We start from the raw sequence: 26,177 nt of genomic DNA, 5'->3' as shown, positions 1-26,177 counted from the left end.
CAACCACCCATTTAGCGTTGGGTTTCGTGCCTCAACCCAACCTACCAAATTCTAGCTTTTTTTAACAAATCGTTGGCGGATACGGGAGACAAAAATATCGACTTCTGGCAACTTCAACTGAATGGCAAATACAGCAAACAGGCATAAACCAACTAACCCAGCTAAACTCAATTGCAGTAGTTGAATTAGCAAACCTTCGCTGCCTAAAATTTGTTGCAAACCCCAATTTGTACCCCAACTGGCGACACCTGCGATCGCACTACCAGCAGTCAAACCTATTAACGGTACTCCCCATTCGCGCCAGGGCAAACCGTTGAGTTTGCGGTTGAGAAACCACAACAACATTACCATTGAGGTGAAGTTTACTGTCATTGTTGACATGACCAAACCGGGTGCGCCAAAAGGTTGAATAAAGATAAAATCCAACAAAGCGTTGAGAAAGATATTGATGACGCTGATGCGAAAGGGTGTATCTCCATCTCCCAAACCATAAAATACGCGCACCAGTACATCTCGACCTAAGTAGAAAAACATCCCGATACCGTAAGCAACGAGCAGGGATGCTACTAACTTAGATGCGTCGCGATCGAATGCTCCCCGTTCGTAAACTACTCGTACAATTGGCACAGAAAGGGAAACCATGATCGCGCCAAGGGGTAACATAGTAAGCGCAGCGAGAATTAATCCCTGACGAATTCGCACTTTTAATTCCGGCCAATCTTCCGGGGCGGCGAGTCGGGAAAATATGGGTAAAAAAGGTACTAACAAAACATTGGAAATAATTCCTAAAGGTGTTTGCACTAACAATCCGGCATAGCTTAAGGCGGCGGCGGCTTTGGGGATGAACGATGCAAAGAATAAGTCGGTGTAAACGTTTATGTGCATCATACCGGAGGAAAAAGTGGCCGGCCCCATGAGTCTAATTGTTTCGCGCACGCCAGGATGCTGGAAGTCGAAGCGCAGGCGCAATGTCCCCAAACCCGCTCGCCACTGGGCCACTACCTGCACTGACCATTGCAAGACTGCGCCAGTAAGGGTTCCTACAGCTAAAACCTGTCCTCCCAGGATGGCATATTCGGGGAGGGTAATTTTGTTGCCCAGCTGCATAGCTAAGACGGCAATTCCCCCGATGACTGTGATGCTAGAAAATAGGGGGCTGATGGAGGGTAGCCAGTATTGATCTGCGGCGTTGAGGGTGGCAAAACCGATGCCGATCAGTCCGGCAAAGAGCGCCATCGGTGCCATAATTTGAAGTTGTTGGATGGCGATCGCTTTCGTGAGGGAACCTACTTCTGATGTATCGCTAAGTCCCGGTGCGACTAAGTTGATCAGCGGTTCGGCAAAGATCGTGGTGGCGATCGTCACCAGTAGCAAACCTGCACCGACAATCGTTGTGATTGTTTCTACAATGGGAGCGGCTTCTTCTTTACCGCGCTTTGCCAGTACGCTGACGACGGCGCTGTGAAATGGCCCATTGATGCCGCCTAGCAAGATTAACAAAAAACCTGGGAGAATATAAGCGTAGCTGTAGGCGTTGGCGGCTGCACCGACTCCAAAGGCGGCGGCTATAGCTTGCTGGCGTACCAAGCCAAACACTTTACTGATTAAGGTTGCAACTGCGACGATTCCCGCAATTCCAGCCAGAGTTCGAGAGGGTTTTTTGATTGCAGACACAAAATGTTAAAAATGACTAAAGGTAGTTGTACTATTCAATCGTGAATCTGGCAAGTCCGAACAGTATGTCCGCCGAAACTTTCTATGCCGACTTACCTAGTTTAGAAAATTTTCTGGACATCACGGATTTCCGGAATTTTGTTTCTGTTCCTCAAGATTGGCTGATTATAGTCACGGATATTGCTGGTTCTACTAAAGCAATTGAGTCAGGCCGTTACAAGGATGTTAATTTAATGGGAGCGGCTTCTATTGTTGCTATTTTAAATATCGCTAAAAATATCGATATTCCCTTTGTATTCGGCGGTGATGGCGCTACAATTTTAATTCCACCAACTCTTTTATCGGCAGTGCAGGGAGCTTTACTAGCTACACAAGATTTAGCTCAAAATGAATTTGACTTTGATTTACGGATTGGCATAGTCCCTGTGTCTGTAGTTATTGAAAGGCACTATGATGTGAAAGTAGCTAAGGTGAAAATTTCTGAAAATTACACCCAAGCGGTATTTACCGGGGGCGGTCTGGCTTATGCCAACGACTTGGTTAAAAATGCTACAACTGCCGGCCTTTATCGCCTTAATAATGTTGTTGGTTCTAGCCAAGCAGATTTTTCTGGTTTGGAGTGTCGCTGGCAAGATATACCCAGCAAACATGGGGAGATCGTGAGCTTGTTGGTGATGGCAATAAGCGATGATTTGGGAGAAATTAGCTCTGTTTACAAAGACGTTTTACATCTTATTAAAGAGATTTACGGTGAGGAAGCCGATCTTCATCCGGTATCTGCCGAATATCTGAATCTTTCGTTTAATGAAAATAAATTGTTCAAAGAAGTCAAAATTCGTTCCCAGTCAGGCAGTTGGTTAGATAAAGAAATATATCTATCAAAGATTAAATTGGCAAACTATTTAGGAGCTTTTTTTATGGGATTTAAAGTTAAAACACGGGATACAGATTGGGGCAATTATAAGCAAAGCTTAATTACAGCTACAGATTACAAAAAGTTTGATGATATGTTACGTATGGTTATTGCAGGTAATACTTTGCAAAGCGAAAAATTGACAAAATCTTTAGATAACCTATATAAAGAGGGGAAATTAGTCTACGGTTTGCATATCTCCGATCGCGCCATCATGACCTGTCTGGTATTTGAGCGCAACGGTCGCCAAGTACATTTTGTGGATGGTGCCGATGGCGGCTATGCTTTAGCTGCCAAAGCAATGAAGTCAAGAATGAAATCGGGGTTTTACTGATGACATACGATCGGATTTACTGTTACCCAACTCTCTATCCCGGCATTTTGCTTAAACGCTATAAGCGTTTTTTTGCAGATATTGAATTAGCTACAGGTGAGGTAATTACAGCTCATTGTCCGAATACCGGGCCAATGACAGGTGTCTGCATTCCTGGCAGTTTGGTACAGGTGTCTTTAAGCCATAATCCCAAACGCAAATTGCCTTATACCTGGGAAATGATTCAAGTTTCCGATAACGAACCTACTTGGGTAGGAGTGAATACCGGTCTACCAAACCAAGTAGTGAAGCTAGTTTTACAAAAACATTTGATTCCGCAACTGGGAAATTACAGCCAGATTCGAGGTGAAGTGCCTTACGGTTTGGATAAAAGCAGTCGTGTGGATTTTTTGTTGACGGGAACTGATTTGGAACGACCTATATATTTGGAAGTAAAAAATACTACTTGGGCAAAAGAAAGACTGGCGTTATTTCCCGATACGGAAACGACGCGGGGACAGAAGCACTTGCGAGAACTGATGCGGCTACTACCGGAAGCGCGGGCGGTGATGCTCTATTTTATCAATCGCGGTGACTGCACTCAGTTTGCGCCTGGAGATTGTGCCGACACGGTTTATGGCAAACTGTTAAGAGAAGCAGTGGCACGAGGAGTGGAAGTTTTGCCATGCCGTTTTGAAACTAAGCCGGATGGTATTCGTTATTTAGGGTTGGCAGATTTTCTTCCTTCTATGCCACTATTGAATATTAATACATAGTTCAAGGCAAAGTTTGAAATTTACGGATTTAATATGCTTCTTACTTCAATGAAATGGTGGAAATGCGAAGGAATGTTACAAAAAGGCAATTTGACCGTTAAGAGCGATTTAACCATCCTCAACCAGGTACTCCAATGGTTTGATAGATTTTGCTGGCAGAATAAGTCTAAGCTTGCCTGGTTGGGGAAAGAATACGATGGCATCAAATTAGCTTTTGACGAAGGATTTACTAACGCGGTTCGCCACGCGCACAAAAATTTGCCGCCAGAAACGCCGATCGACATTGAGCTGAGTATATGGGAAGATCGGCTGGAGATCCGCATTTGGGATAAAGGTAAACCTTTCGATCCGGATACGTTACCGGAACCGGAACCGGGTACGCTACAGGAAGGCGGCTATGGCTGGTTCTTGATGCGACGCCTTACGGATCGGGTGAGTTATGAAAGATGTGGGGATAGCCGGAATTGCCTAATCCTGATCAAACAAAAGGATTAGGATAGCATTTTCAAGGTGCAACGATACAGAAAATGAAAAATTTGTTTATAGTTTTTGAAGGCATCGATGGCTCTGGCACTTCGACCCAAGCTACCCTGCTGAAGGATTATTTTACAGCTAAAGGTCGAGCGGCGGTGTTAACTTGCGAACCGTCGAATGGGCCGATCGGCAATATGATTCGGCAGGCAATGAAGAAAAGGGTTTTGTTTGTTAACGATACCCAGAAGTTTGACGAACAAATGGCTTATTTATTTGCAGCCGATCGCCACGATCACCTATACAATGAAGTGGATGGGGTATATAAGTTACTTAATGATAATTTAACAGTGATCGGTACGAGATATTATTTTTCTTCTTTAGCATATAATTGGCATACGCCAGAAGATAGGGAATTTATCAGCAGGTTGAATCAAAAATTTCCCAATCCGGATTTGGTGGTGTATATTGATATACCCGCAGAGTTGGGGGTGACGAGGATCGGAGATCGATCGGTCAAAGAAATATACGAAAATCAAGAAAAACTCGCTAAAGTGAGAAAGAATTATCAAGAAATATTCAGCAACTATGATGGTTTAGTACTCCAAGTTGATGGCACCCAGGATAAAGAGACTGTTCGAGAAAAAATAGTAACCTTCATTGAGGAAAATTTTGATTAATCCGGTCTTACACTAGGCAAGAAACCGGGTTTCTTCTAAATTGAAGCCAAGAATCTCAACTTTCTTTAAGAAACCCGATTTCTCACGTCTTGAAATGAGCAATTCGGAGTTGTTGGAAGTTACCGTTTTCTGAGACAATCATAAATGCTCATTCGTGATGTAAACACTCTGAGCGCAGTCAACAATTTGTGAAAGTCTAATGGATCGATTTCGAGTAGAAGTTATTGCCAAAACACCAAATCCTCAGCAGGTAATCTATGCCGCTCTCCACCAAGATTATACAGAGGCTTTTGTGTTTGACGAGCGGGACTCGTGGCCTTCAGAGTCAAGCTGCGGTGAGATTATTGTGAAGCGTCTTTTAGCGGGTGAAAGGGGACATTATGGCCCATTAGAGCATCCTCAAATTGTGTTTAATTGCGGTTATTTTCCTCATAGTGTCATGCAGCAGGCGCGGACTCATCGTATTGGGGTATCCTTTGATGTCCAGTCATTTCGGTATACAGGCAATCAATTTATTGATGTAGCAGAAGGGAAGAAAGATATAGAAGAAGTTTTCTATCTTCGTCCAGTGGGTGATTACACTGACCGTCAAGGTAAAAAATACTATTATTCATTAGAGCAACGGCAAGCAGATTTAAAATGGTGTATCGAAGCGGCGAGGCGATACAAAGCTGATGTTGAGGCAGGGATGTCTGAGGAACACGCCAGGGGTAAGCTACCTTTTGATTACCGCCAACATTTTGTGGTTAGCTTTAATTTAAGGTCTTTCCTGCATTTTTGCGACTTGAGAAATAAGAAAAATGCACAATTGGAAATTCAAAAACTATGCGAACTGATGTGGCCGCACTTTCAGGATTGGGTGCCAGCAATTGCAGAGTGGTACGAAATTAATCGTCTTGGTAAAGCAAGGTTAGCACCGTAAAGTTTAATTAAACGGAAGTTTATAAAAAAATGATTAACTTCCGTTAAAAATTGGATATTTAAAAAATATTATTTTTCCTTAGTATAAAATATTTTTTTAATCTGTATCTGTGAGGATTGACATAACTTATTTTCTTTGCTGCTAATTGATAACATAGCTCGAACTTCGTCCTCTGAAGATTAGATACGAGCAAGAGTTACTGCTGCTGGCTGGTCTTGATACTTACCCTGACGCGCTTCATAGTTGACAGCACAAGGTTCTCCTTCCAAAAACAGCAACTGCACTATTCCTTCATTTGCGTAGATGCGGCAATCAGCGCTAGAAGCATTAGATAACTCTAAGGTTAAGTAACCCCGCCAAGCTGCTTCAGCTGGAGTAATATTTGCAATGATTCCGCAACGAGCGTAACTACTTTTACCTATACAGAGTACTGTAATGTTGTTTGGTATTTCTAACCTTTCCAGAGCAACCCCAAGACCGTAAGAGTGAGCGGGAAGAATAAAGTAGCTACCATTGGCATCTGTATATAGTTTTGTAGGCTGTAAATTTTCAGGATTAAAGTTTTTGGGATCTACTACAGTGCCTGGAATATGCCTAAAAATGCGAAAATCTACAGGCGATAACCTAATATCATAACCGAAGCTGCTAAGGCCATAAGAAATGACTGGCAATTGTTCAACACGACGAACTAATTGAGGCTCAAAGGGGGAAATCATTCCTTTTTGAGCCATTTCAGTAATCCAGATATCGTTCTTAATCACAGTTTGACAGGTAATTCCAATAGGGATATTAGCATACCGCAAACTGAGACATTTTTTAAGGTCTGTGGCTGCGGCGAATCTCGGTAACTTGATCTGCCAGTTCCAGAATTGCTGCTGGCATTTCCTGGCCGGTCAAAACGATATCTACGTGACTGGGGCGTCTTTCGATCGCTGCGAGTACCTCTGATTCTGAAATTAAGTCAAAATTAATCGCTAGGCTCAATTCATCCAGAACTACGAGAGAATACTTGCCTTCAAAGATAACTTTTTGGGTATATTGCCATAATTGATGGAGCGATCGCATCTCCCCATCGTCCAAATGTGGCGTATCGATACAGCGAGGCAAGTCGCAGCGAATCCAATCTAAATACTCTCCCAATCGCACCGGACGTTCGTGTCCTTGATTGATTCCCCCTTTAAGAAATTGCACCACCAAAACGGGAGTTCCCTGTCCGGCAATTCTCAGCGCTTGCGCCATGACGCTGGTAAAAAAGGTGCGGTGAGAGGATGTGAACACTTGTACCAATCCTTCCACTGCGGGGAATAGGCGACGGTCAGTATGAAGAGTTGGGGTTTCTAGCTGGGCTACCATAGGTCAACAAATGGATGGGTAACAAAGCGCTTGACAGCACGCTTCAGTAGTGCTGCTAGGCGGTTTGCTTAACAATATCTAGTGCAATTGTAGATTAGTTTATTTAGTAAAACACTATATATATAGATACGTCAATAGCCAGATTTGACTCGGAACTTAGGCACTGTGGGTGTCGAAACGAGGTTTCTTGGCTGATGTTAACCAGTTAAACTGGTGATTTGGCGAAGAAATCGGGTTTGTTTGGGCTTCACAAGTTTGATGATAAGCTTGTGTTGATTTGAGATTCCACTTTCTAGGGGAGTAGGATGCTGTGAGACTGGTAATTTTAGGAGGTGCAGGTGCCGGGAAGGGAACTCAGGCACAACGACTCTCAAGTCATTTGAATGTCCCTGCGATCTCCACTGGTGATATACTGCGAGCGGGAATCGCCGCCCGGACAGAGTTGGGTATCAAGGCGCAACCTTTTGTGGAAAAGGGCGAGTTAGTACCCGACCCCACTATGATAGAGTTTATGCGTCTGCGGTTGCTGATGTTCGATGTCGCCAACGGTTGGGTACTTGATGGCTATCCCCGCACTGCTTTCCAAGCTGAGGAATTAGATTTTTTGTTGGACGAGATGGGACAGCGTTTGGATTGGGCAATTTGGCTAGATGTGCCAGAATCGGTGTTGATGAGTCGATCTCTAGAGCGATCGCGCACCGACGATCTACCGGAAATTATTCAGCGTCGGATAGAATTATTCCAAGAGCGCACTGGCCTGATTCTCGATTATTACGCACGTCGTCAGAAACTTTTAAGCATTAATGGTCATCAACCGCCACAACGAGTGCAAGAGCAAATTTTGCAGCAATTAAATCATTTGTGTAAATAATAAACCCGGCTACCTCTAGAGTAGGTTTTACCGGGTTAAAACTATTTGTTTTGCTCAGAATTTAAAATCTGGCAGGTGAAACAAAAATATAATTTGTTTGGCGCTATACCACCTGACAATATTTTAAATTCCTCATTAGCATTACTTTGCTACTAACAAAGATTTCCGATTCCGTAGGCTTTTCTAAAGCACTACGAAGCTGGAATAGCATCAGGATCGGCAGGAACAGGCTTGGTAGCGCTATTGGCACCAAACTCATTGGTATCGTTCGTAGTAGCTTCACCCGCTCCAGCCCATTTTCTCATACCACCCCAAAATGGGTAATATCCTTGATATTGATTAGCGCCGCCACCATAGCCATTCATCGCACCGCCTTTGTTCATAGCACCAAAGAAATGGCCGTAATCACATCCTCGATCTTCCTCAGCTTCAGCCGAATCTTTAACCGAATCTTTAGCCGAATCTTTAGCCGAATCTGTATCTTCCTCAGCTTTCATGGCATCATTGCCATTAGGATTCATTGCTCCGTAGAAACCTTGATAAGGGTAAAATCCGTAACCTTGAGAAAAGTAAAAAGGGTAAAATCCACCACCGTAGCCAGACTGGTAAGGGTAAAATCCGTAACCAAAAGATTGTGCGGAAGCCGTCGGAGCTAAAACAGAGAAGCTCAATGCAATTACTATTGCACAAAGAGCGATCGCTTTAGTGAATGTTTGAAAAAGTTTTTTCATCAGGATCACCGTGAATTTAAGTTACCAAGGAAAAAGACTAGCGCCCCACCCTCAAGTAAAATACTCGAATGATTAGCGCACTATTTAGTTTCCCATTGACCTAAGCAGAACTTTATGGTGTTACCAAAGGTTGTACTGGGTCTTTTAACCCCGAAAGGGAGTATTTTGCCTTTTATAGTCTAAAGCAGTTTGTCAACTCCTTCAATAAGCACCATAATTTTATGGACAAAGAATTTATGGGAGGGATGTCAATGATAGTCAGTCAGGATTGGCAAATTTATATTTATGGCAGTAGAAGTAAATCTATTCCCAGAAATGTCAAGCCTCTATACAGACCTTTTACGTAAGCCCTGGCAGTAAGATTTAGGTAGCTTTTCGCTATCTAATTGCGGACAAGCTAGGGGCGAGGACGGTTTATACGGAGTGACATTTATAACATTATATTTAAATATTGTTTGGAAATTTAAATATAATTGTGAAGATCGCAAATAGAAAAGTAATGATTCCCGATCGCCAAAAGCTGTATCCTAATTAAGGATTTCAAGCAAACACAATGTCCTGGCACCGTCCTGATGGAAGACAATCAGATCAACTGCGTCCCATTAGATTTGAGCGCAATTTTACTCGCTTTGCACTGGGGTCTGTTCTTACCCATTGTGGCGATACTCAAGTTCTTTGTAATGTGGCCATTCAAGAAGGTGTCCCCAGATTTTTAGAGGGCACTGGCAAGGGATGGCTGACGGCTGAATATCGAATGCTACCGGGCGCTACTCCCCAACGTCAAGAACGAGAATTTCTGAAGTTATCCGGACGCACTCAGGAAATTCAACGCTTGATCGGTCGCAGTTTAAGAGCGGCTGTCGATTTGCGGGCGCTGGGGGAACGCACTATTATTATTGATGCCGATGTGATCCAGGCCGATGCGGGGACGCGCACTACCGCCATTACTGGGGGATTTGTCGCGTTGGCTGATGCTGTGGAAAAGTTGGTGCAACAGGGTAAGCTGGCTGTATCTCCCATTCGTCAGCAAGTCGCCGCTATTTCCGTAGGACTCTTGCAGGGTGAGCCTTTTTTGGATTTAAACTATCCGGAAGATGTCGCCGCCGAGGTAGATTTTAACATTGTCATGGATGAAAATTTCGGCATTATCGAAATTCAAGGAACCGCAGAGGATGGTACTTTTAGCCGTTCCCAGCTAAACCAAATCTTAGATTGTGCTGAAAGAGGTATTCGCGATTTGCTGGAAATTCAGAGGGAAACTCTACGCGCTTCCTCTCACTAATCTCTCCCTTGGCACCAGTCCTTGTGCAGTAAGGGTTCTAGAATCTGAATTTAGCTTTATATAGCTATATAGTTACGAGGTTATATGAGCGCACAGATTACCATTATCGTATTGACATCTTAGCACAGAAAATCAATTAATAGCAATAGGTAAAAATATTGAATTTTTCAGCGCAATTTCGTTCTGAAGAAACAGATCAACTTTCCTTAAAAAAAGAGTACTCTGCCTCAAACACTTCTTGCCAAGAAAGCGCGGTTAATTCGCACTTCCTACCCATTTCATCTTCCGCGTCTTTCACTACTCTATTCAAACATTTATCCCAGATAGATTCAATAAAATTGCGATTCAAACTGGGCACTTCTTCTTGAATATCTGCAATTTCTTGACGTGGCAAGTGGCCAGACGATTAGATCGTGATAGCAATAACTACAGACGATCGCTCTCTCCAAAACCTGACAAAGCGCGATCGCGATTTCTCTGGCAAACACAATATCCGGTGAGAATCCCTCAATTTATTGACTTTTCGCTCAAATTATGTATCTACTCTATTTGCTCTGTAACAATTAAGATTTATTGCACTTAAACAACAGCTAAATTGTTTTAGTCTTAAGCTAAATTCCTATCAGCAAGCGCGTTTCAGCGGTTGATGGTTGATAAAAATACACATTAGTGACTGAACAGAGAGCATTCATCTGATGAGAAAATCGGAGACGATTTGAAAATCAAGCACTAATTGTCCAGCTATTTCCATCGGACATATTTTATTTCAGCGCAAGGGAGAACAGTATGAAATTGGCTTACTGGATGTATGCAGGCCCAGCCCACATTGGCACTCTTCGCATCGCCAGTTCTTTCAAAAACGTGCACGCGATTATGCACGCGCCGTTGGGCGATGATTATTTTAACGTGATGCGATCGATGTTAGAGCGGGAGAGGAATTTCACCCCAGTCACAGCCAGTATTGTAGACCGCCACGTTCTCGCACGCGGATCGCAAGAAAGAGTGGTGGATAATATCACGCGCAAGGATAAGGAAGAGCATCCCGATTTGATCGTGCTGACTCCGACCTGCACGTCAAGTATTCTACAAGAAGATTTACAAAACTTTGTCGATCGGGCTCAACTGGATGCCAAAGGCGATGTGATGTTGGCGGATGTAAATCACTATCGGGTGAACGAATTGCAAGCAGCCGATCGCACTTTACATCAAATCGTCCAATACTATATCGAAAAAGCACGCAAACAAGGCAACCTTGCAGAAGGAAAAACCGAAAAACCTTCAGTTAACATCATCGGTATTACTACCCTTGGTTTCCACAACCAACACGACTGCATCGAACTGAAACGGTTGATGGCTGACTTGGGAATTGAAGTTAACCAAATCATACCCGAAGGCGCTTCCGTTAATAACTTGAAGAATCTGCCGAAAGCTTGGTTTAACCTTGTTCCTTATCGGGAAATCGGGTTAATGACAGCTAAATATCTCGAACAAGAATTTGGCACACCTTATGTTGATATCACGCCGATGGGTGTGGTAGAAACTGCGCGTTGCATTCGCAAAATTCAACAAGTAATTAACGAACAAGGCGCGGATGTTGATTACGAAGATTTCATCAACGAGCAAACATTGCACGTTTCCCAAGCCGCTTGGTTTTCCCGTTCCATTGACTGTCAGAATTTAACAGGTAAAAAAGCTGTCGTGTTTGGCGATAACACTCACGCCGCAGCTCTAACTAAGATTCTGGCACGCGAAATGGGAATTCACGTAGTTTGGGCGGGAACTTATTGCAAATACGACGCCGATTGGTTCCGGGAACAAGTCAGCGAGTATTGCGATGAAGTGATTATCAGCGATGATAACGGTGCAATTGGAGATGCGATCGCACGAGTCGAACCTTCGGCCATTTTCGGCACCCAAATGGAACGCCACGTCGGTAAGCGATTGGATATTCCCTGCGGCGTAATTGCATCACCAATTCACATTCAAAACTTCCCGATCGGATACAAACCATTCTGCGGATACGAAGGAACAAATCAAATTGTCGATTTAATCTACAATTCCTTCACCTTGGGAATGGAAGATCACCTGCTGGAAATCTTCGGCGGACACGATACCAAAGAAGTAATTACCAAAGGAATTTCTGCCGATTCCGACCTTGGTTGGACGAAAGAAGCACAAGCAGAATTGAACAAAATTCCTGGTTTCGTGCGCGGTAAAGTCAAACGCAATACCGAAAAATTTGCCCGCGAAAGGAACATCGGTCAAATTACCGTTGAAGTGATGTACGCTGCGAAAGAAGCAGTCGGTGCGTAGATTATCATAGTAGGGTGGGTGGTAATGCCCACCTTACTAAAAGTAAGTGCGATCGCTATTTTCATTTCACCAAAATCTCGCTATAATCAAATCAATCTGTCGATTACTGAGAACTATGTCAACTTCTATTGAGAATACCCAAACAACTAAAATTGAAATAACCATTACTCAAGCACAAAAAGAAATTCTACAAAAAGCTGCTTTTGTTAGATGTCTGACTCTGCGCGAATATTTGTTAGAAGCAGCTTTAAATTTAGCAAAAGAACAACCTCTAGAACCAGAGTCGATCGTACTTTCCGAAAAAGATTGGGAAATTGTTACCGCCGCGCTGGAAAACCCACCCGAACCTAACGAATCACTAAAAACAGTGATTAAAGAATATCAGGAAAAATATGGCAAGTGGTAAACAATGGAATGAATTTTTTGCTCTATAGATGATGACACAGTTAACAGGGGAAACTTTGAATTTCATTTTAAATATAAATTTAACGTAGAGAATCTTGATGTCTGCACCAAAAACCAACCCAGCAACAACAATACCTGCACCAAGCCTTTACGAAAAAGACTTCTACGCTTGGACGCAGGAACAAACTTCGTTACTCCGCAACCAACAATGGAGTCAGCTTGACCTGCAAAATTTAATTGAGGAAATCGAATCTTTGGGAAAACAGCAACGCCAAGAACTGCGAAATCGTTTAAGCTTGCTAATCGGACATTTGCTAAAATGGGAATATCAATCATCACGTCGCAGCCGGAGTTGGTTAGCAACAATTCGCATTCAACGTCTGGATGTTGCTGAATTACTAGAAGTTAATCCCAGTTTAAAGTCTTATTTAGAAGAAGCACTACCGAAAGCTTATATTAAAGGTGTAGAATTAGCTGTGAAGGAAACAGAATTATTTCGTCGTACTTTTCCAGTAGAATGTCCTTACAGTTTATCTCAAATTTTAGAAGATTCCTTCTATCCTGGGGAAGCTAGTGAGTGGGAAAAAGAATAGGATTTGATTGTGCGATCGCACGCCTCGAACCCTCCTACATTTTAGCCAGTCTGTGAGAACAACGCGAAGCGATCGCACACCTTTCCCTCAAAGTGCGATCGCCTAAAAGGAAATTCATTAAAATGCGATCGCTTTTCCCTAACTTAGGCATCCCAACTCTATCCCACTTCCTCTACCACCTTTTCTACCTTATTTACTTCCTTACTCTCTTTTACTCGTTTCCCCTTCACTAACTCATAACTTTCAATCACTACTTTTCCATTTTCATCTAAACTCTTATTTCGCTGCTTAAACTCATCCAACAACTTAAAAAACTGCTCAAAAGCATCCTTTTCATCGCGAGTAAACAACAAAATAATGTTAGCCCAAGAGTTAGAAGTTTTCACCTTGTAGCGCTGCTGCACCCAGTCGTGAAAATGTTCGGCAAATTCCATCTCTTCAGCGCTAAGCTCAATTCTTAATTCGCGTCTAGCAGTTTTATAACCAACTAGAAACATAAACAAATCACTTACGGAAGCACGACCTATATACATTCCTGGTTTAAATCTAATTTTTTCTAAAATTTCAAACATTCCGCTCATATTCCGATCTCCTTCTAAATTCATCATTATAAACTATCTAGTATTTCTATTATAAACTCTTCACTAGGACAGTGAAAATCATCCTGCCAATCTTCTAAGGTCATTCCCCTTGATGAAAGATTATCGAAGACCAATCCTAAAACTTTCACGCCGTAATGTTTTCCGTTTACTGTAATTGACTCTGTTATCCCTTGGCTTTCCATGCGATCGCTGAGAATAAAATCCTCATCATATTTAGTTTTCAGTTTAATAATTTTTCCTTGAATCCCATTCTCTGCTAACCATTGCATTATCGCCCTAGCACAATCATCACATTCATAAAGGCTAAATTCAGTAACGATTTTACCAATCTATTGATAAATTTCTTCTACTGATAATTCACTCACTCCCCGCACCCATAAAAATAAGTATCTATATCTGCTACTTGTGGCTTACCTCTACCTAAGTGTTTAACTCGAAGCTGTACCTGTCGGCTAGAAAATACCTTATTTAACCCGACTTAATTCAAATGCGATCGCACTCATTCTCCTTCATCTTCTTTTAAATCTTCAATCTCTTCTTCAGGTTCCTCAGCCTCAAAATCAACCTTCTCATAAATATCTGCCAGTGATACTTCTACCTGGAAAGAACTAAAAACTAATGCTGTATCTTCTTCGTCGTAAACGCTATAAGACCACCGCTTATTTGCTTGCTTAGAAAACTGTTCGATCGACATCTGATTTTGATCGAGCAAAATATATTCTTGAAAAGTGGGAATAGTTCTATAAAATCTAAATTTATCACTTCGATCGTACCCTTTCGTCGATTTCGATAAAACTTCTATAATCACTTGAGGATTGGTAATTGTATCTTTGCGATTATTGTAATATTCAGGTTGACCTGCAATTACCATCACATCAGGATACGTAAAGCGGTTGAATCTAGGTATCCACAAGCGCACATCACCCATGAAAACTCGATAATCTTTACTTTTGAAGGCGACACTTAAAGCAACGCTGACGTTAAGTGCGATTTGGTTGTGATTTGTAGTTCCACCCGTCATCGGTACTATCTCTCCATCGTGATATTCACTTTTGTATTCTGCTGTTTCTTCCAGTGCTAAATATTCCTCTGGCGTGTAGTAACGTTGTTGTGTTGATTGTAGAGTAACTGTCATACTTATTTTTACCAACTTAACTCTTGCTTGTTTTGAGTTTAGCATAAGGAAGGATATCGCTCTTACTCTCCCCCCTCTTCTTCTTGCTCAATTTCCTCAAAATTCACTTTTTCATAAATATCAGATATCGGTACTTCTAACTCAAATGAATTAAAGGCTAATGTTGGATCTTCTTCATCATATTCTCGATACGACCATCTTTTATTAGCTGTTTTAAAATACTGCTCGATTTGAATCTGGCTTTGGTCGATTAAAATATATTCTTGGAAGCTGGAAATAGTTTTATAAGCATCGAATTTGCCACTGCGATCGTAAGCTTTTGTTGATTTAGATAGCACCTCTACAATCACTTGCGGATTGGTAATTGTATCTTTGCGATCGTTGAAATACTTAGGTTGACCGGAAATTACCATTACATCTGGATAAGTGTAAAACCGCCGCTTCGCTATCCACAAACGCACGTCACCAATGAATACCCGGTAATTCTGTCCTTTGAGACCAATACTCAAAGCAATATAAATGTTTCCGGCGATTTGGTTGTGATTCGTAGTTCCACCCGTCATAGGAATAATCTCTCCGTCGCGATATTCGCTTTTGTACTCCGCCGCTTCTTCCCGTGCTAAATATTCTTCTGGAGAGTAGTGGCGCTTTTCATTTGCTTGAATAGTTACCGTCATAAATTTATTTTTCCTAAGCTGATATTTTACAAAACCTTTAATTCTAGTTTAACACACTAAGTTAAAATTAGAATGCGATCGCACTTCTTTCCTTTCTCCATACCCTTGACCTGAAATACACACAATAAACCCGGTTTCTTCAAGAAACCGGGTTTATGTTTAACTGCTTTTTCAAAAAGTGCGATCGCACTGACTCTCCAAATCAATCAACTCAAATCCTTAGACTTTTCCGACTCATCTTCCGTTATCAACTCCGCCTTTACTTGAATAATTTCCGCCGCCGGAGGTAAAGCAGCATCTTGTTGCTTTTCTTCCTCTCCTGTTCCTAACTCTTCCGCTCGGTCTTTCACCCGCTCGGCAATATCTTGAGCCTTCTCTTTCACTTGTGCAGTTAAATCTTGTACCCCCCGTTTTAAAGCTTGAAATTCCGCCTGGGTTTTCTTATAATCTTCCTTAAAAATCTCTGCAACTTGACCGAGTTTTTCCTGCAATCCGCCGTATGGCTGCGGTTCTTCGACAGCCTCATTTTTCACAATCAATCGTTTGCTACCAATGCTCCGAATATCTGTCAGCGCAATCAAGTAGACAACATTTAAAATCCCGCGCCAACCGCTAGATGCAAATAAATAATTCACTACATCACCAGTTTGCGGAACAATTAAATAATCGACTAACTTACCCGCCTTATTCCCAGCTTCCGTCCACACCTCATGACCGATGAGAGAATATATATCTTCAGATTTTTGCGGGTCGGCGAATTCTTCCGAGTTGAAATTCACCATAATGCTATCAGCACCAATTGATTGAATTTGCGCCCAAGTAAACGATCGTTTCTTACTTCCCAAAATACCCGACTTACAGGTGAAACCCTCAACTTGGTTAGTTTTGGGATTCAGCCACAGGTTGTTAACACGGCCTAATTCTTCCGCTGTGCGGCGATCCAGCACTAGGCGATCGATCAATTCGCTATGCCGAATAACTGATTGTTCTGTATTCATAAATTAGCTCCTAATGACTTTAAATAATAATTGCACTATTCTTTAAATTATACTTAGAATTAAGCGATACTTGCTGTGGCAGCCTACCAAGCCACCCTTTCCGCAAACAGAGTGCCCCTTACTATAAGTATACATCTTGAGCCCCGCTTCATGACTCCCCACACGACCAAATCAGCGCCACGAAGAAAGATCTCCAGCTTAAAAAAAATATGTCGCTATTTTCTATTTTCGTCTTTAACAACTTTCGCTCTCCTCACCATCACTTACTTCACTCCTACTAAATGGTGTAATTATTCCCAAAACACTTGCCATTATACTATCTGCGTTTCTAACACAGGAATTCATACAAATATCGTCGTTCCAGTAAAAAATGATACATTTGATTGGAGCGAGCATATCTCAATTAAAGATATTGGTAGCGATGCGATCGCCAATTATAATTACTTGAGCTTTGGCTGGGGAGATAAAGCCTTTTATATGTCAACACCTACTCTAGCTGACCTCAATATCGTTACTACTTTCAATGCCCTATTCCTGCCCACTCCTTCCGCCATGCACGTACAAAAACATCAAGTACTTCCTAATAATATTGAAATTAAATGCGTTCGCGTCAGCCGTAATAATTATTTAAATTTAATGCAATTTATTAACGATACTTTTCAACAAGATGCACAAGGTCAAAAAATCAGAATTCCTCAAAGTCACTCATCCTATAGTAGCTTTTACGAAGCGAAAGGAAGCTATTCTATAGTGAGGAATTGCAATAATTGGACAGCAGAAGGATTGGCAAAAGCAAATGTAAATACACCCTTGTGGTCCGGACTTTCCTCTGCGATCGCATTCCACCTAAAAAACAGTTGTGAATGTCGCCCGTAGGGAAAACTTTAGCTCCTATCTGAATAATGAAGCCAATCGGCACGATCTCAATCTATAATTCTGCGGGTCGTTAGGTAAGTCTCGGATTCTCTGGGCGATGCCTCCGTATCCGCTGATGGCGATGGCGATCGCTCCTCCTGAGTCTTTTTAATTATCGCATTTGGGTCTCCTTTTCCCAGCAAAACTTGAATTTTTGGCCCAGAACTCCCCAAACGAAAGATCATACCATCTACGACCTGACGCTGAGTGATCGGTTCGTTATCTACATAGGTTCCATTAGCTCCAAAACTTATAATCTCCCAATCAGTACCATTGTTCCACAGCTCCACATGGTTACGGGAAACCACAGCGCTGTAAAGCACTACGTCATTATCTTTCGATCGACCAATCCGAATTAAAGGTTCGCCGCCAAAAGTCCAACTTTGAACCGGGGTAGACTGGCTTGGATGTAGCAGAGTTAGGGTAATCACCGCTATTGGATATGGAAATAAATACGTGTATAAATGTTAAGATCGCTAGACGCTCATCTCCAGCATATCAACTAAAAAAATCCTCCGCAATTCCCCCATCCCCCTACCCAGCATACGTTTATACTGCCATCGCTCACTTATTGGCTAAAAACTTATTTATTTTTCTGCCGAATCGGAATTTCGATCGCAAACTCAGTTCCCTCGCCTAGTGTTGAAAAACACTTTAATTGTCCTCCGTGTTTTTCAACCACAATCTGATAGCTAATAGACAAGCCCAAACCAGTACCTTTGCCAGGAGCTTTAGTCGTATAAAAAGGGTCAAATAATTTACTAAGTACTGTTTCTGACATTCCTGGCCCGTTGTCTGCAATCCGAATTGCCACTCGGTCCCCATTCAGCAATTCAGTACGAATTCGGATCGTACCGAGACGGTGTTCAACTTCATCCACATATTGCTGAATTTGTTGTCGGTGATTAATATTTTCCCTTTCATCTACAGCATCAATAGCATTACTCAATATATTCATAAACACCTGGTTTATCTGTCCCGCATAACACTCCACAGGTGGTAAATCCCCATACTCCTTAATAACCAAAATACCCGGATGACCCGCCCTTGCCTTAAGTCGATTTTGCAAAATCAGTAGAGTGCTATCAATTCCCTCGTGCAAATCCACCGGCTTCATCTCAGCTTGATCCAGCCGCGAGAAATTTCGCAGAGACAACACTATCTGACGGATGCGTTCTGCCCCCAGCTGCATCGAAGCCAGCAGCTTAGGCAAATCTTCGAGCAAGAAATTCAAGTCTATTGCCTCAGCCTGCGCTTGAATAGCAGGAATAGACTGAGGATAGTGCTGCTGGTACAGGTACACCAATTGCAACAAATCTCGCACGTATTGACTCGCATAAGGCAAATTACCGTGGATAAAGCTGACCGGATTATTAATTTCGTGAGCCACACCCGCAACCAGCTGTCCCAAACTAGACATTTTTTCAGTTTGAATCAGTTGTGCTTGCGTGCGTTGCAGTTCGTGTAAGGCAAAAGCCAGCTGATTCGCCTGTTCTCTTAATTGCGCTTCCGATTTACGCAAAGCCTCCTCTACCTGCTGGCGCTTCACTATATCCTGCTTCAGAAGCGCATTAGCTGCCTGGAGTTCCGCAGTTCGTTCCTCAACCTGCCTTTTTAAATCATCGTGAGCTTTTTGCAGTTCCTCCTCCGCTTTGACCCGAAAAGTTATTTCCCTCTGCAATCGCTCATTAGTTTGCCTTAATTCACTCGTGCGTTCGTCTACAGCCTGCTGTAATGCCTCAATCACGCCGTACATTTCCGTTGGGTCTAGCACTTGCAGCAGGCTAGTCTGGGAAACAATTCCCAGCAACTCCCCCTGATTCCCAGCAACAACTAAGCGGCGCACGTGTCGCCGCTGCATCTCCTGATGGGCCACCCACAGCGATTCATCTGGCCCCAAACAAAACAACGGCGTACTCATCACATCTTGGGCTTGCAGCTGGGACAAATTCAGCTCCATTGCCTGAAACTCGACCACATCTCCTTCCGTGACAATCCCTATCGGCACCAAAAAGTATGGAGTTCTCACCCCGGAGTGTGCAGTTAAGCTATTTTCAGTATTGAGCCGTTGCTCCTCCATCCTGGTAATCACCACACAGCTGACCCGATACTCTGCCATCAACTGAGCTAAATTCAATACTGATGCAGTCGATGGTGCATGAATCACTTGAGTTGTCATCACATCTGCAACAGACCACAATCGAGTCAAAAGATTGGCGGGTTGCATTGATGCGCGAATGCTTCCTGGTGTCAACATCCCTATCAGCTGACCCTGCTGGCTTAAAATCGGCAAGTGGCGAATGCGATGGTGACGTAATATGGATAGAGCGCTGAAGATATCTTCAGCATCCGATTGAGTAAGAGTAACTACTGGATGGCTCATTACATCAGCCACATTTACACTTTTTAAGTCCATCCCAGCAGCAATAAGTCTAACAATATCTCGTTCGGTAAATATCCCCACTAACTGCGATGCTTCCATCACCAAAACACAGCTAGCTCGCTTCAGCCTCTCTTGGAAAGATTCGCCGTTCTCCTCAACTTCCGGCGGCCCATTTTCTCCGTTGACCGGGCAGCTGCTTCTCACCCGCGCCATTCGGTGCAGAACTTCTACCAGGGAAGTATGAGGAGCGACGGTCAGAGTGTGGGGATTGATGGCATTTTTAAGGGTTAGGGAATAGATCGGCGGGCCGTTGAGCTGCATAGCGATAAAATTGTGTGATGATTTCCACATCACATCATTAATGCAGTCAATTGTATGCTGTTATACTGCACACAGCTAGAGAGTGCGATTTACTCTTTTGAGACAGGTAATTTGTCGTTGTACTTAAAAACACATTACTAATCGGTAATTTGCAAACTCTGACAAGTACTGTAAAAATTAAGCGTCGAGTTGGGTGGCGTCCTCCCGCTCTTCCGACCTGGGATGAATTAAAGTGTCTCTGGATTTATCAGGTTTGGGTTCATTAGGAGATTGTTTCGCGGGAATCTTTTTTTGTCCCTCTTTTTGCCCTTCTTTAGTATTAGATGTTCCCAATAATACTTGAATTTGAGGCCCAGACCGAGCTAAACGAATCAAGGCTCCATCTCTGATGGCAGCTTCGTTAATACGTTTGCCTTCTAGGTAGGTACCGTTTGCACCTAAATTCAGAACTTCCCAGTTACAACCGTGACGTCTCAGCTCTACATGATGCCGTGAAACTACGGCACTGTAAAGGATGACATCGTTATCAGTAGCTCTCCCAATCCGAATCACCGATTCCTCATCAAAAGTCCAACTTTGAATGGGAATCGACTGAAGTGGATGCAGCAGGTTTAAAGTAATCACATTGGCAGCGTCAATTGATTTTGGATGCAATAACTAGAATCGATTAGGAGATCTGAAACAGAAAGGTCACCAGGTCTCCTTTTCCGAGCGCGATGCGATCGCCCGATCGCAATCGGTGTCGGTTGCCTCTCGGCAGGGGCGTGTGATTAATATAAGTGCCGTTAGAACTCCCGACATCTTCAATATAATAGGCATCTCCCTCTATCCGGATATCCGCGTGAATCCGAGAAACGACCTCGGAATTTGGAAAACCCGAAACGTCTATATCCGGGGGAATTTGATCGTTGGGCTTACCTATATGAACTATAGGTAAATTTTGGGGCAGCTCGATGTCTGTTTTCGTTTGCAGGTGCAGGAGCTTTGCTGTTTGCTGCTGCAATCGAGTTTGGGAAGTGGGGTGTGGTGCTGATTTGGCTGGGCTTGCAGGCTGAGCTTGTTCGCTACCGACCGCTGGCGGTGGCGCGGGTGGAGTTTCTCCAGCGGCTGCTTCGATGCCGGGATTTTGTGGCACAGGTGCTGGCGAACTCATTTGTAAAGGTAACGGTTCAATTAAAGGATCTGGTTCTATTAAATCAGGTACCGACACTTGTTGTGTCGGCGCAACCGCCACCGTACCGGGAGCGGCTGTTTGTTCTTCACCTTTGACAGAGCCAGTTGCCTGCAAGTTAAAGCCGCATTGCCCGCAGAAGCTGGCGTCTGTCTGCACCGTCGCACCGCAGTTAGGACAATTGGTTGTGGCCGGTAACGGTGTATAACAGGCTTCGCACTGAACCGCTCCGTCTGGATTTTGGTGATTGCAGTTTGGGCAAACAATCATGAAATTTTCTCTTCCGTCGAGATTGTCTTCGATGAGTTTTACTGGGAAAGTGGCGCTATCCGATCGGATCTTAATAATTCGATCGCGACTGTGAGGTTGCCAGACCCAAATTTCCACCAGCAGACTCATCTAGTAGCCACCAAAGTTCTCCGACTGGCTCGATCAGCCTGGATGGGTAGGCCATATCGTCGCCTTGAGGGGCAAAAACCTGCGCTAAGGCAGATTGTTTGTTGGCACCTGCCACTATGAATATTACACAGCGGGCTTGGTTAATCAGAGCTGCGGTGAAGGTAAGGCGGGGTTCACCGTCCTTATTCCCAACTCCGATCGCACGATCGCGAGCTTGCAGCACATCTGTGTGTGGAAACAAGGAAGCGGTATGTCCATCATCCCCCATTCCCAATAAAACGATATCAAATACCGGAAATTCTCCTGGCGCACTGCCAAAAAACTTTCGCACCTCCAGTTCGTACTTTTGGGCGTCTGCTGCTGGGTCAGCGGCATCGGTAGGCATAGGATGGATGTTGGCAGCTGGTATATCTACTTTATCCAACCAAGCTCGACGAGCCATACCTTGATTGCTGTCGGGATGCTCTGGCGGCACGTAACGTTCATCACCCCAAAATACGTGTATTTTCTCCCAAGGCAAGCTTTGCTTCGCTATTGCTTCATACAGAGATTTAGGTGTGCTGCCGCCCGAAAGAGCGATCGTACACTGGCCGTGCAACGCTGTTGCTGTATTAATTTTGTCTGCCACCAGTTGGAGCGAGCGCTCTAGCAAGGCTGTCTGAGAGGGTAGCACTTCCACGTTTGTGCCCATTAGTTGCTGCACCTAATAGCTTTCCTATTTTCAGAGTAAAGCATATATTCGTTGAGAAACATTCAGGGGTGATAGCCTACGTTTTGGAGTATCTTGCTGGGCGATTGTATACTATCTTTGCGATCGGTGCATACTATCGGTCACAATATTTTACTAGATTCCTGGATAAAATATCCTGAATAGTCAGCTAATAGTTTAAATTTAAGATTTAAGCAAAACTTCAGGATCGGCTTATCGCAATTTGGCAAACCAAAATGGTAGATCCGACAGATCAAATCGCAAGACAAGCTCGCTCTGGCAGCGTTGCGGCGATTATTCAACTAATGAATGAAAAGCTGGCTTCTAGTGGTGTCAGAACTAGAGCAATACGCGAAAATGGCGTATTGCAAATGCTGTGCGAAGCTGAGAGCGCAGAACAGCTCGAGCGATCCACTTTAGTGCCGCAAATTCGCGAGATTTTGCAGAATATCGGGCCCAGGAATATTCGTCGCGTTAGAATTAATTGTCGAATCGTTCGAGAACAGCAGTTGCTTTGGTTGGAAGAAATAAGCCGCGACCCCGAAAACCAGCTACTTTGGGTAGAAGAAATCGTGTTGGCTAAGCGCAATCCCTTGCAGCGTCTGGCAACAGACTTGAGGGAGCGTAAAACTATGGCGCTAAAGCGATCGCAACTCAAAGCATCAGTTTCTCCTTTTGAACGAGATAGACGCCAATGGCGGCGAGGTATGTTAGGTGGAGTTATCCTCAGTCTATGCCTATTGCTAAGTGGCTGGGCTATGTATAAGGTTCTAGCTTCAAAAGAGAGTTGGCAAACAAAAGCAACAAAGCCGCCCTCTTCAGCACTATCCCCAAACCAACAAAGTCCCAATCTCTCTGTGAGCGTCTCCGACAGAACAGATATCCCTAAATTTGAAGGAGACCCATTTGTTGCTGCCGTGAGAATGGCGGAGAAAGCTTCCATCGACGGCAAGACAGCGCAAACCCGGACAGAATGGCTGGATATAGCTAATCGTTGGCAACAGGCATCAGATCTGATGGCTCAGGTGACAGAAACCGATCGTCGCTACGAGACAGCACAAAACCGCAAGTCAGTCTATCGCAAAAATAGCGAGTTGGCTTTGCGGCAGTTGCAAAAAAGGCGCTCCTAGCCCTGGGATCGGGAGATCTACCCCAAGTACCTAGCTTCAGAGAATTGTAGAGAAATCACGGATGCAAGGCTGTATACGATAAAGGTAAGCTAGTGCCAGTTCTAATTACCTATAGATGGTTGCTGATGAAGCAATCACGCTATTGCTTGCTGCATTTGGAGAACCATCTTCCCAAATATCTCAATTTCCTGCATCAATCTATCTGGCTGGCAACCGCTCTGGTACAGAGCAGAGTCGTGCAGGCGATCTCTTTCCACAGATTCGGGCTTTGTCGTGATGAAAGATTCGCAGGACAGAAAAAGATTAACCATCAATCGAAAGCGTGGGTTAGCTTTCCAGCCACCAGGCAAACAAGGAACTCACTCTCCGCTATCGACAAGTCCTTTGGAAGTAGTTCGCTCTTCGGGACGGCTGAACCAACACAAGCAAGATCTGGTCGCTACTACTAATCTAGAGCGAAAAATTACTCAGATAGTTCTCAATAAGCTAGATCCGGAAGAAGTTTTACCAGAAATCGCCGCAACTTTGGGATCGGCTTATGGGGTGGAATACTGCACGATTGCAGTTATGGCAAGCGATCGGGCTACAATTCAGACTGCTTACTGTTATCCCAACAAAATACAAGCCCCATTCAGCCAAAACCCAACTTTGTTGCTGAAATATCTGAACGTAGCAGCAATACTGGCAAGTTCTGAGCCGTTTGCGATCTCAGATGTGGGTGCAACTGGAAGCGCCTTCTCCCAGAACGAGGGCTGGGAAGATTTACCGAGCGGGGTTGTTTTGGCAATGAAAACCCAATTTCAAGGCCAAGTTAACGGGGTAGTCGCCATCATGCGCTCAAAAGCCCATCGTTGGACTGCATCAGACAAAGAACGACTGCTAGCTGTGTCAGACTCAATCGCAATGGCAATTTCACAAATCAACCTCCAGAGACAAATTGTCGCCGCATCTGGATATCAAGCACTCCTCAACCAGTTAACAATGGCTATCCGTAGCTATACGGATTTAGAGCAGATTCTCAAACTGGCTATAGATGGGACGGCGCGAACCCTTCAAGTGGATCGTGGTGCCATACTGCTCCTTAAATATACAGACCCCCTCGTAAATAAAAGAGGGTTTCAAAAGCGCGTTTCCAGAGCAACAGAAGCAACAGTGGTTTGTGAATGGCCTGCTTTGACCCCAACAGAAGGAAATCAAAATGTCGGGACGCTGTTGAACCAATCGTTTTGCTTATCGAAATGTTATTTGTGTCTGGAAGCTTTTGCAAATGCTCCTAACGCTACAGTTATCGCAGATAAACATAGCGTTCCCAACGACGACATCGGTGTGGGAATCGCCCCTATTTTTGACTTCGACGCTATGCCTGCCTTGCTGCTGGTACCGTTAGAAAGTCAAGATAAGGTGCTGGGTTTCTTGGTGCTACAACAACGTCAGCCCCGTCGCTGGTTAAGAGAGGAGTTGGATCTGGTGGAGTTGGTAAGCGCCCAAATGAGTACGGCTATTCTCCAGTTCCAGACTTTGCGGCAAACATCTGCGTTAGTGGAAGAGCGCACTTATCAACTACAGTCGATTTTAAAGGTACAGGCAAAGTTGTACGAAAAAACTCGCCAACAAGTTGACCAGCTGCGGCAGTTAAATCAGCTTAAGGATGAGTTCATCGACACGATGAGCGATCAGCTGCGAAACCCTTTGGCTAGTATGAGAATGGCGATTCGGATGTTGCGTCAACCGGGACTGTCTCCAGATCGTCAAGCAAAATATCTGGAAATATTAGATCGCCAGTGTACTCAGGAAATTAATCTGATCGACGACATCTTGGCTTTGCAACAGCTGGAGTCGAATAAATCTCCCCTGCACCTGCAAAAAATAGACCTCAAGCAAATCGTTGAGAGTTTGGCAGATTCGTTTGCGAAAAAATGGGGATCGAAGGGATTAACCCTGACGCTGGATTTACCGAAACGCCCGTTGATGCTGCAAAGCGACCCGGATAGTGTCGATCGCATTCTCCAAGAACTCCTGACTAATGCAGGTAAATACTCCGATCCGGATACAACTGTTCACTTGTGTGCCAGTCACGAACTCGATGGCCAAAATCCACAAATTGTTTTGACTCTTTGCAATACTGGCCCTGGTATTTCCCCAGCAGAGCAGGATTATATTTTTGATAAATTCCGCCGCGGTCAGGGTGTGAGCGAACAAGTAATTCAAGGCACCGGTCTGGGTCTGGCTTTAGTAAAGTGCTTAGTGCAGCACTTAAATGGTACAATTGCGGTTTGCAGTAACCCACTTAGCCACAGTCAGTCTTGGTCAACTTGCTTTACCCTGACCTTACCCCAAATTCAAGGTTAGTTGCGGCTCGTCGAGGATCGATCGCCCACGGCTAATCTATATAGGGGCAAGTTTCTCAGGGGGTGCAAAAATAATTCTGGGTGTGGGCTCG

30 protein-coding genes are annotated in these 26,177 nt (G+C 43.8%); 14 read left to right on the top strand and 16 right to left on the bottom strand.

Features of this window, described 5'->3' with window-relative positions; genetic code table 11:
• Window positions 1-51 precede the first annotated feature (51 nt).
• Window positions 52-1,674: a murein biosynthesis integral membrane protein MurJ gene (gene murJ / locus ACE1CD_RS26655; protein ID WP_374826770.1), complete on the bottom strand. Its 1,623-nt coding sequence runs from the start codon at window positions 1,672-1,674 to the stop codon at window positions 52-54.
• A 65-nt stretch (window positions 1,675-1,739) separates the two neighbouring features.
• Here murJ and ACE1CD_RS26650 point away from each other — a divergent pair, with 65 nt between their 5' ends.
• From ACE1CD_RS26650 to thyX, 5 genes are all read left to right on the top strand, one after another.
• Window positions 1,740-2,921 (top strand): DUF3095 domain-containing protein, encoded by a 1,182-nt coding sequence (locus tag ACE1CD_RS26650; RefSeq protein WP_374826769.1) that lies wholly within the window; start codon window positions 1,740-1,742, stop codon window positions 2,919-2,921.
• Window positions 2,921-3,676 (top strand): DNA/RNA nuclease SfsA, encoded by a 756-nt coding sequence (sfsA, locus tag ACE1CD_RS26645; protein ID WP_374826768.1) that lies wholly within the window; start codon window positions 2,921-2,923, stop codon window positions 3,674-3,676. Before ACE1CD_RS26650 ends, sfsA begins: the two co-directional genes overlap by 1 nt.
• A 33-nt stretch (window positions 3,677-3,709) precedes the next feature.
• Window positions 3,710-4,171 (top strand): ATP-binding protein, encoded by a 462-nt coding sequence (locus tag ACE1CD_RS26640; protein ID WP_374826767.1) that lies wholly within the window; start codon window positions 3,710-3,712, stop codon window positions 4,169-4,171.
• A 32-nt stretch (window positions 4,172-4,203) separates the two neighbouring features.
• Window positions 4,204-4,827, top strand: coding sequence for a dTMP kinase (gene tmk, locus ACE1CD_RS26635; protein WP_374826766.1), 624 nt, complete (start codon window positions 4,204-4,206; stop codon window positions 4,825-4,827).
• 199 nt (window positions 4,828-5,026) lie between these two features.
• Entirely contained in the window at window positions 5,027-5,749 is a 723-nt protein-coding gene (thyX, locus tag ACE1CD_RS26630) for an FAD-dependent thymidylate synthase (RefSeq protein ID WP_374826765.1), read from the top strand.
• A gap of 179 nt (window positions 5,750-5,928) precedes the next feature.
• Here thyX and dcd read toward each other — a convergent pair whose 3' ends face one another.
• Both dcd and ACE1CD_RS26620 read right to left on the bottom strand, forming a co-directional pair.
• Window positions 5,929-6,510: a dCTP deaminase gene (gene dcd, locus ACE1CD_RS26625; RefSeq protein WP_374826764.1), complete on the bottom strand. Its 582-nt coding sequence runs from the start codon at window positions 6,508-6,510 to the stop codon at window positions 5,929-5,931.
• Window positions 6,511-6,565: 55 nt separating this feature from the next.
• Window positions 6,566-7,102, bottom strand: a complete 537-nt coding sequence (locus ACE1CD_RS26620) for a P-loop NTPase family protein (protein WP_374793145.1) — start codon at window positions 7,100-7,102, stop codon at window positions 6,566-6,568.
• A gap of 310 nt (window positions 7,103-7,412) precedes the next feature.
• Here ACE1CD_RS26620 and ACE1CD_RS26615 point away from each other — a divergent pair, with 310 nt between their 5' ends.
• Entirely contained in the window at window positions 7,413-7,973 is a 561-nt protein-coding gene (locus tag ACE1CD_RS26615) for an adenylate kinase family protein (protein WP_374793143.1), read from the top strand.
• Window positions 7,974-8,164: 191 nt separating this feature from the next.
• On the opposite strand, the gene ACE1CD_RS26610 is transcribed toward ACE1CD_RS26615, so the two are convergent.
• Window positions 8,165-8,704, bottom strand: coding sequence for a hypothetical protein (locus ACE1CD_RS26610; RefSeq protein ID WP_374826763.1), 540 nt, complete (start codon window positions 8,702-8,704; stop codon window positions 8,165-8,167).
• A 221-nt stretch (window positions 8,705-8,925) separates the two neighbouring features.
• Here ACE1CD_RS26610 and ACE1CD_RS26605 point away from each other — a divergent pair, with 221 nt between their 5' ends.
• Both ACE1CD_RS26605 and rph read left to right on the top strand, forming a co-directional pair.
• Complete coding sequence (locus ACE1CD_RS26605; protein ID WP_374826762.1) at window positions 8,926-9,051, top strand: hypothetical protein; 126 nt, start codon at window positions 8,926-8,928, stop codon at window positions 9,049-9,051.
• A gap of 206 nt (window positions 9,052-9,257) precedes the next feature.
• A complete protein-coding gene (gene rph / locus ACE1CD_RS26600; protein ID WP_374826761.1) occupies window positions 9,258-9,986 on the top strand; it encodes a ribonuclease PH in 729 nt (242 codons plus the stop codon).
• Between the two features lie 196 nt (window positions 9,987-10,182).
• Here the strand turns inward: rph and ACE1CD_RS26595 are convergent, their stop codons facing one another.
• On the bottom strand, window positions 10,183-10,380 hold the full coding sequence (locus tag ACE1CD_RS26595) for a hypothetical protein (RefSeq protein WP_374793137.1): 198 nt from the start codon (window positions 10,378-10,380) through the stop codon (window positions 10,183-10,185).
• Window positions 10,381-10,772: 392 nt separating this feature from the next.
• On the opposite strand from ACE1CD_RS26595, the gene bchB reads away from it, so the two are divergent.
• The 3 genes from bchB (at window position 10,773) to ACE1CD_RS26580 (ending at window position 13,297) form a co-directional block, all read left to right on the top strand.
• Entirely contained in the window at window positions 10,773-12,299 is a 1,527-nt protein-coding gene (gene bchB, locus ACE1CD_RS26590) for a ferredoxin:protochlorophyllide reductase (ATP-dependent) subunit B (protein ID WP_374793136.1), read from the top strand.
• 115 nt (window positions 12,300-12,414) lie between these two features.
• On the top strand, window positions 12,415-12,705 hold the full coding sequence (locus tag ACE1CD_RS26585) for a DUF1778 domain-containing protein (RefSeq protein WP_374793134.1): 291 nt from the start codon (window positions 12,415-12,417) through the stop codon (window positions 12,703-12,705).
• A 97-nt stretch (window positions 12,706-12,802) separates the two neighbouring features.
• A complete protein-coding gene (locus ACE1CD_RS26580) occupies window positions 12,803-13,297 on the top strand; it encodes a DUF29 domain-containing protein (protein ID WP_374826760.1) in 495 nt (164 codons plus the stop codon).
• A gap of 158 nt (window positions 13,298-13,455) precedes the next feature.
• Here the strand turns inward: ACE1CD_RS26580 and ACE1CD_RS26575 are convergent, their stop codons facing one another.
• The 6 genes from ACE1CD_RS26575 to ACE1CD_RS26550 all read right to left on the bottom strand — a co-directional run bounded on the left by ACE1CD_RS26575 (window position 13,456) and on the right by ACE1CD_RS26550 (window position 16,709).
• Window positions 13,456-13,905, bottom strand: coding sequence for a hypothetical protein (locus ACE1CD_RS26575; protein ID WP_374793131.1), 450 nt, complete (start codon window positions 13,903-13,905; stop codon window positions 13,456-13,458).
• Window positions 13,905-14,219, bottom strand: a complete 315-nt coding sequence (locus tag ACE1CD_RS26570; RefSeq protein ID WP_374826776.1) for a papain fold toxin domain-containing protein — start codon at window positions 14,217-14,219, stop codon at window positions 13,905-13,907. Before ACE1CD_RS26570 ends, ACE1CD_RS26575 begins: the two co-directional genes overlap by 1 nt.
• A 179-nt stretch (window positions 14,220-14,398) precedes the next feature.
• Window positions 14,399-15,034: a Uma2 family endonuclease gene (locus tag ACE1CD_RS26565; protein WP_374826759.1), complete on the bottom strand. Its 636-nt coding sequence runs from the start codon at window positions 15,032-15,034 to the stop codon at window positions 14,399-14,401.
• A gap of 62 nt (window positions 15,035-15,096) precedes the next feature.
• On the bottom strand, window positions 15,097-15,711 hold the full coding sequence (locus ACE1CD_RS26560; protein ID WP_374826758.1) for a Uma2 family endonuclease: 615 nt from the start codon (window positions 15,709-15,711) through the stop codon (window positions 15,097-15,099).
• A 56-nt stretch (window positions 15,712-15,767) separates the two neighbouring features.
• Window positions 15,768-15,917, bottom strand: a complete 150-nt coding sequence (locus ACE1CD_RS26555; protein WP_374826757.1) for a hypothetical protein — start codon at window positions 15,915-15,917, stop codon at window positions 15,768-15,770.
• On the bottom strand, window positions 15,918-16,709 hold the full coding sequence (locus tag ACE1CD_RS26550) for a PRC-barrel domain-containing protein (RefSeq protein ID WP_374826756.1): 792 nt from the start codon (window positions 16,707-16,709) through the stop codon (window positions 15,918-15,920).
• A 150-nt stretch (window positions 16,710-16,859) separates the two neighbouring features.
• On the opposite strand from ACE1CD_RS26550, the gene ACE1CD_RS26545 reads away from it, so the two are divergent.
• Entirely contained in the window at window positions 16,860-17,585 is a 726-nt protein-coding gene (locus tag ACE1CD_RS26545; RefSeq protein ID WP_374826755.1) for a TIGR02117 family protein, read from the top strand.
• Between the two features lie 47 nt (window positions 17,586-17,632).
• Here ACE1CD_RS26545 and ACE1CD_RS26540 read toward each other — a convergent pair whose 3' ends face one another.
• The 5 genes from ACE1CD_RS26540 to pgl all read right to left on the bottom strand — a co-directional run bounded on the left by ACE1CD_RS26540 (window position 17,633) and on the right by pgl (window position 22,589).
• The gene (locus ACE1CD_RS26540) at window positions 17,633-18,055 is read right to left on the bottom strand and encodes an FHA domain-containing protein (protein ID WP_190467343.1); all 423 of its coding nucleotides are present in this window, start codon (window positions 18,053-18,055) and stop codon (window positions 17,633-17,635) included.
• Between the two features lie 152 nt (window positions 18,056-18,207).
• Window positions 18,208-20,328: a CBS domain-containing protein gene (locus ACE1CD_RS26535; RefSeq protein ID WP_374826754.1), complete on the bottom strand. Its 2,121-nt coding sequence runs from the start codon at window positions 20,326-20,328 to the stop codon at window positions 18,208-18,210.
• A gap of 177 nt (window positions 20,329-20,505) precedes the next feature.
• A complete protein-coding gene (locus tag ACE1CD_RS26530; RefSeq protein ID WP_374793115.1) occupies window positions 20,506-20,952 on the bottom strand; it encodes an FHA domain-containing protein in 447 nt (148 codons plus the stop codon).
• Between the two features lie 43 nt (window positions 20,953-20,995).
• Complete coding sequence (locus ACE1CD_RS26525; RefSeq protein ID WP_374826775.1) at window positions 20,996-21,769, bottom strand: FHA domain-containing protein; 774 nt, start codon at window positions 21,767-21,769, stop codon at window positions 20,996-20,998.
• A gap of 70 nt (window positions 21,770-21,839) precedes the next feature.
• Complete coding sequence (pgl, locus tag ACE1CD_RS26520) at window positions 21,840-22,589, bottom strand: 6-phosphogluconolactonase (protein WP_374826774.1); 750 nt, start codon at window positions 22,587-22,589, stop codon at window positions 21,840-21,842.
• A 254-nt stretch (window positions 22,590-22,843) separates the two neighbouring features.
• On the opposite strand from pgl, the gene ACE1CD_RS26515 reads away from it, so the two are divergent.
• Together ACE1CD_RS26515 and ACE1CD_RS26510 are read left to right on the top strand one after the other, a co-directional pair.
• Window positions 22,844-23,737 (top strand): hypothetical protein, encoded by an 894-nt coding sequence (locus ACE1CD_RS26515; RefSeq protein ID WP_374793112.1) that lies wholly within the window; start codon window positions 22,844-22,846, stop codon window positions 23,735-23,737.
• A gap of 276 nt (window positions 23,738-24,013) precedes the next feature.
• Window positions 24,014-26,086, top strand: coding sequence for a GAF domain-containing protein (locus ACE1CD_RS26510; protein WP_374826753.1), 2,073 nt, complete (start codon window positions 24,014-24,016; stop codon window positions 26,084-26,086).
• Window positions 26,087-26,177 lie beyond the last annotated feature (91 nt).

It is taken from the genome of Aerosakkonema sp. BLCC-F183 (assembly GCF_041929145.1).
In the GTDB taxonomy this organism is placed as follows: Bacteria; Cyanobacteriota; Cyanobacteriia; order Cyanobacteriales; family Aerosakkonemataceae; genus Aerosakkonema.
Note: the sequence above shows the minus strand (reverse complement) of the source record. Positions and strands in the feature narration are given on the sequence as shown.

What these genes read in the sequence shown, in the direction of transcription:
- ACE1CD_RS26650 (WP_374826769.1), top strand. Translation starts at nt 1,740, where the DNA reads ATGTCCGCCGAAACTTTCTATGCCGACTTACCTAGTTTAGAAAATTTT.
- sfsA (WP_374826768.1), top strand. Translation starts at nt 2,921, where the DNA reads ATGACATACGATCGGATTTACTGTTACCCAACTCTCTATCCCGGCATT.
- ACE1CD_RS26640 (WP_374826767.1), top strand. Translation starts at nt 3,710, where the DNA reads ATGCTTCTTACTTCAATGAAATGGTGGAAATGCGAAGGAATGTTACAA.
- tmk (WP_374826766.1), top strand. Translation starts at nt 4,204, where the DNA reads ATGAAAAATTTGTTTATAGTTTTTGAAGGCATCGATGGCTCTGGCACT.
- thyX (WP_374826765.1), top strand. Translation starts at nt 5,027, where the DNA reads ATGGATCGATTTCGAGTAGAAGTTATTGCCAAAACACCAAATCCTCAG.
- ACE1CD_RS26620 (WP_374793145.1), bottom strand. Translation starts at nt 7,102, where the DNA reads ATGGTAGCCCAGCTAGAAACCCCAACTCTTCATACTGACCGTCGCCTA.
- ACE1CD_RS26610 (WP_374826763.1), bottom strand. Translation starts at nt 8,704, where the DNA reads ATGAAAAAACTTTTTCAAACATTCACTAAAGCGATCGCTCTTTGTGCA.
- ACE1CD_RS26605 (WP_374826762.1), top strand. Translation starts at nt 8,926, where the DNA reads ATGGACAAAGAATTTATGGGAGGGATGTCAATGATAGTCAGTCAGGAT.
- rph (WP_374826761.1), top strand. Translation starts at nt 9,258, where the DNA reads ATGTCCTGGCACCGTCCTGATGGAAGACAATCAGATCAACTGCGTCCC.
- bchB (WP_374793136.1), top strand. Translation starts at nt 10,773, where the DNA reads ATGAAATTGGCTTACTGGATGTATGCAGGCCCAGCCCACATTGGCACT.
- ACE1CD_RS26585 (WP_374793134.1), top strand. Translation starts at nt 12,415, where the DNA reads ATGTCAACTTCTATTGAGAATACCCAAACAACTAAAATTGAAATAACC.
- ACE1CD_RS26580 (WP_374826760.1), top strand. Translation starts at nt 12,803, where the DNA reads ATGTCTGCACCAAAAACCAACCCAGCAACAACAATACCTGCACCAAGC.
- ACE1CD_RS26575 (WP_374793131.1), bottom strand. Translation starts at nt 13,905, where the DNA reads ATGATGAATTTAGAAGGAGATCGGAATATGAGCGGAATGTTTGAAATT.
- ACE1CD_RS26565 (WP_374826759.1), bottom strand. Translation starts at nt 15,034, where the DNA reads ATGACAGTTACTCTACAATCAACACAACAACGTTACTACACGCCAGAG.
- ACE1CD_RS26560 (WP_374826758.1), bottom strand. Translation starts at nt 15,711, where the DNA reads ATGACGGTAACTATTCAAGCAAATGAAAAGCGCCACTACTCTCCAGAA.
- ACE1CD_RS26550 (WP_374826756.1), bottom strand. Translation starts at nt 16,709, where the DNA reads ATGAATACAGAACAATCAGTTATTCGGCATAGCGAATTGATCGATCGC.
- ACE1CD_RS26545 (WP_374826755.1), top strand. Translation starts at nt 16,860, where the DNA reads ATGACTCCCCACACGACCAAATCAGCGCCACGAAGAAAGATCTCCAGC.
- ACE1CD_RS26535 (WP_374826754.1), bottom strand. Translation starts at nt 20,328, where the DNA reads ATGCAGCTCAACGGCCCGCCGATCTATTCCCTAACCCTTAAAAATGCC.
- ACE1CD_RS26525 (WP_374826775.1), bottom strand. Translation starts at nt 21,769, where the DNA reads ATGATTGTTTGCCCAAACTGCAATCACCAAAATCCAGACGGAGCGGTT.
- pgl (WP_374826774.1), bottom strand. Translation starts at nt 22,589, where the DNA reads ATGGGCACAAACGTGGAAGTGCTACCCTCTCAGACAGCCTTGCTAGAG.
- ACE1CD_RS26515 (WP_374793112.1), top strand. Translation starts at nt 22,844, where the DNA reads ATGGTAGATCCGACAGATCAAATCGCAAGACAAGCTCGCTCTGGCAGC.
- ACE1CD_RS26510 (WP_374826753.1), top strand. Translation starts at nt 24,014, where the DNA reads ATGAAAGATTCGCAGGACAGAAAAAGATTAACCATCAATCGAAAGCGT.